The following is a 3296-nucleotide window of genomic DNA, read 5'->3' on the forward strand; positions in this document are numbered from 1 at the left end:
CACACACCACGTGATCATTCCGGGGCCGTCGCCATGCCCGGAGGGCAGATCACGACCGTCACGCTTCACGCATGATCAGCCACCCGACAGGCTCTTAGGAACCGGCGGGCATGTAGCTGTCCGGATCACAACAACCGGCGCCCCCCTCGACGTGTCCGCCGTCCTGCTCAACAGCAACGGCAAAGTCCGCGACGACAACGACCTCGTCTTCTACAACCACCCCCACCACGACGGCATCCACGCCAACGGCGACACCATCACAGCCGACCTCGACCACATCCCCACCGCCGTCCACACCATCGCCGTCATCGTCAGCATCGACCTCCAGGCCGAGCCGGCCGCCACTTTCGACCGCCGCACCACATGGCAGGCGAACATCTCGCAGCCCAGCACCCGACTCCGCTTCCGGCCAGACCCCTTCACCTCCGGCGAGACCGTGACCATCGCCGCAGAGATCTATCGCCGCGCATCAGACTGGAAGATCCGTGCCGTCGGACAGGGCTACGACACCGGCCTCGCGGGCCTGGCCACCGACTACGGCATCAACGTGGAGGCCTGACGCAGCCAGCACCGTGCTTGGCCACGCGGTGTCCCCGCCCGCCATCGTGGCGCTCGCCAGCGGTAGAGGACGAGACGCGGCCGTCACAGCCATGGCAGCAGACGCGCCTACGGCCCGGGGCTACAGAGTGGCGCTGAGACGCTCGATCGGCTCGGGGCCCGCCAGGGCTGTTCTCTGGTTCCGGCTGTGGCAGGCATCCGGCACCCGGATCTTCATGCCCACCAACATCCAGCACCAGGTACAGCGGGCGTTGGACGGTGACGGAGCCGGCCTGGCCGACCAGCTCTTCACCGCCGTTTCAGAAATGAACGCGGACCAGCGAGCCGCCGCCGCTGTGGTCGGCGAGAGCCTGGCAGAGAACGCCGACCTCGTCGCACGCCTGACCTCGCTGTGTCACGGTCCGGAGCAGCCCCAACCGCAGCGACTACGATCGACGAAGGCTCTGCAGTCATGGTCACCCTAAGCTTGTTCTTTATGGTCGCGGCTGACTGTCCGTGCTGACTGTTACGGTCCCGGGTTGTGACTGAGCTGCTTCCTGAGTTCCCCTACCATCCCGACCCCGTAGCCACGGGCGTGGTGGTCCCTTCTGATGCGGTCTGCATCTGCTGTGGACGGAAACGCGGGTACATCTACACGGGCCCGGTCTACGCGGTCGAGGACCTCACGGACCGGCTGTGTCCGTGGTGCATCGCGAACGGCAGCGTCGCCGAACGATTCGACGCGCATTTCACGGCGGGAACGTGTCTGGGCGATGACGTGCCGATCGGGGTCTTCTCGGCAGTCGACGGACGCACTCCGGGCTTCGCCGCGTGGCAGGAACCCCAGTGGTTCTTCCACTGCGGTGACGGTGCCGCGTTCCTGGGCTGTGTCGGGGCTGCCGAGCTAGCGGTTCGCCCTGACGCACTGGAGGTGCTGCGACAGGAGGTAGGCGGTTCGGGCTGGTCGTCGGACCGGGTCGAGCACTTCCTTGGCTTGCTGGACAAGGACGGCCAGCCGACGGCGTATCTCTTCCGGTGCCGGGTCTGCGCGACGCACCTCGCATACTCCGACTTTGCATAGACCGTGAGGCGGGTCGAACGCCGTCCCGAACGGGTTCACTCACCTGGGAGTTCGGCGTACGCGGACGGCGGTCTTGGCGTGATCCTTCGTGCTGACCAGAGCGCGAGTTTCACCCGTTCCAAGACCGCCGTCGGGGGTGAGTCTGCTGCATCACAATGTCCAGCGGGAAGCGTTCGCTGTGGCGTCACGCTTTCGGGACGACTTCTACGCGTGCCTTCGTGCCCGCCGTGACGAACTGTTCGAACTGGCGGACGCGCTGCTGTGCGCGGATGGCCCGGTGACCACACCGGTGGACCTGACACTGCTGGCCGAGCACCGGCGCGGGCACGGAGCCCTGTACTCGGCCTTGAATCATGGTCGTATCGACGTCGCCCGGCTGCGACGGACGCTGGCCGCGCTGCCGCAGCCCAAGGCCGCGGACGACCGGCTGGTCCTGGCCGTCGATGTGAGCAACTGGCTGCGGCCGGACGCTCCGACGAGTGCGGAGCGTCTGTTCTGCCATACCTACGGCCGGGGCCGGGACCAGCACCTGATGATCCCCGGCTGGCCCTACTCATTTGTCGCGGCGCTGGAGACCGGGCGGACGTCGTGGTGCCAGCTTCTGGACGCGGTCCGGCTCGGCCCCGAGGACGACGTCGCAGTGGTCACCGCACGCCAGGTCCGCCGCGTCGAGGACCTCGTCGTGGGCGGGCAGTGGAAGGAGGGCGACGCCGACATCCTCGTCGTCTTCGACGCCGGCTACGACGCCCCGCGCATGGCTCACCTGCTCGACGGCCTCCCCGTCGAGGTGCTGGGACGACTGCGGTCGGACCGAGTGATGCGCAAGCCCGTCCCCACGCCGTGGATCTCGCCGCCGCAGGGCGGCCGGCCGCCCAAACACGGCAAGGAGTTCCGCTTCGCCAAGCCGGAGACCTGGGGCGAGCCGGACGCGGATACCGCGCAGGTCACCGACCGCTACGGGACCGCAGAGGCGATGGCCTGGGACCGGATCCACCCGCGGCTCACCACCCGCTCGGCCTGGATCGGCCACGACGGCGTACTTCCCGTCATCGAGGGCACGTTGATCCGCCTCCAGGTCGACCACCTGCCCGGCGGAGGAGACCCACTGCCGGTATGGCTGTGGTCCTCCCAGACCGGCATGAGCGCTGCCAGCGTCGACCTTCGCTGGCAGTCCTTCCTCCGCAGATTCGATCTTGAGCACACCTTCCGGATGGCAAAACAGACCCTTGGCTGGACTCGCCCTCAGATCCGCACCCCCGAGTCTGCCGACCGCTGGACATGGCTGATCATCACTGCCCACACTCAGCTCCGGCTCACCCGCCCACTCGCTGAGGACCTCCGTCGGCCCTGGGAACGTCCCGCCAAGCCTGGCCGGCTCACCCCGGCCCGGGTCCGCCGAGGGTTTCGAAACCTCCGCGCTCACCTGCCATGTCCAGCCCGTGCGCCCAAACCGAACCGGCCCGGCCCTGGCAGGCCCCTCGGCTCGAAGAACCGGCGGCCCACCACCCGCTACGACGTGGGTAAAACGGCCAGACGACCCGCGAGCGTCATCGAACGCGACCGGCTCAGACCATAAAGAACAAGCTGAGCTTGAAATTTAACCTTTGCGAGCTTTGTCTTGGTCGCGTTCGGTGATGCTCTCGGGTCGTTTGGTGGTTTTCCCGACGTCGTAGCGGGT

The 3296-nt window shown here is 67.4% G+C and carries 4 protein-coding genes; all 4 read left to right on the forward strand.

What is annotated here, in order from left to right; translation table 11 throughout:
• Window positions 1–10: 10 nt before the first annotated feature.
• The 4 genes from ABZV38_RS39905 (at window position 11) to ABZV38_RS39920 (ending at window position 3194) form a co-directional block, all read left to right on the forward strand.
• Window positions 11–559: a TerD family protein gene (locus ABZV38_RS39905; RefSeq protein ID WP_356333817.1), complete on the forward strand. Its 549-nt coding sequence runs from the start codon at window positions 11–13 to the stop codon at window positions 557–559.
• Window positions 560–686: 127 nt separating this feature from the next.
• Window positions 687–1022: a hypothetical protein gene (locus tag ABZV38_RS39910; protein WP_356333810.1), complete on the forward strand. Its 336-nt coding sequence runs from the start codon at window positions 687–689 to the stop codon at window positions 1020–1022.
• Between the two features lie 56 nt (window positions 1023–1078).
• On the forward strand, window positions 1079–1618 hold the full coding sequence (locus tag ABZV38_RS39915; RefSeq protein WP_356333812.1) for a CbrC family protein: 540 nt from the start codon (window positions 1079–1081) through the stop codon (window positions 1616–1618).
• A 136-nt stretch (window positions 1619–1754) separates the two neighbouring features.
• The gene (locus ABZV38_RS39920) at window positions 1755–3194 is read left to right on the forward strand and encodes an NF041680 family putative transposase (protein WP_356333815.1); all 1440 of its coding nucleotides are present in this window, start codon (window positions 1755–1757) and stop codon (window positions 3192–3194) included.
• Window positions 3195–3296 lie beyond the last annotated feature (102 nt).

Origin of the sequence: Streptomyces sp. NPDC005181 (genome assembly GCF_040608395.1) — a bacterium.
Taxonomy (GTDB): Bacteria; Actinomycetota; Actinomycetes; order Streptomycetales; family Streptomycetaceae; genus Streptomyces.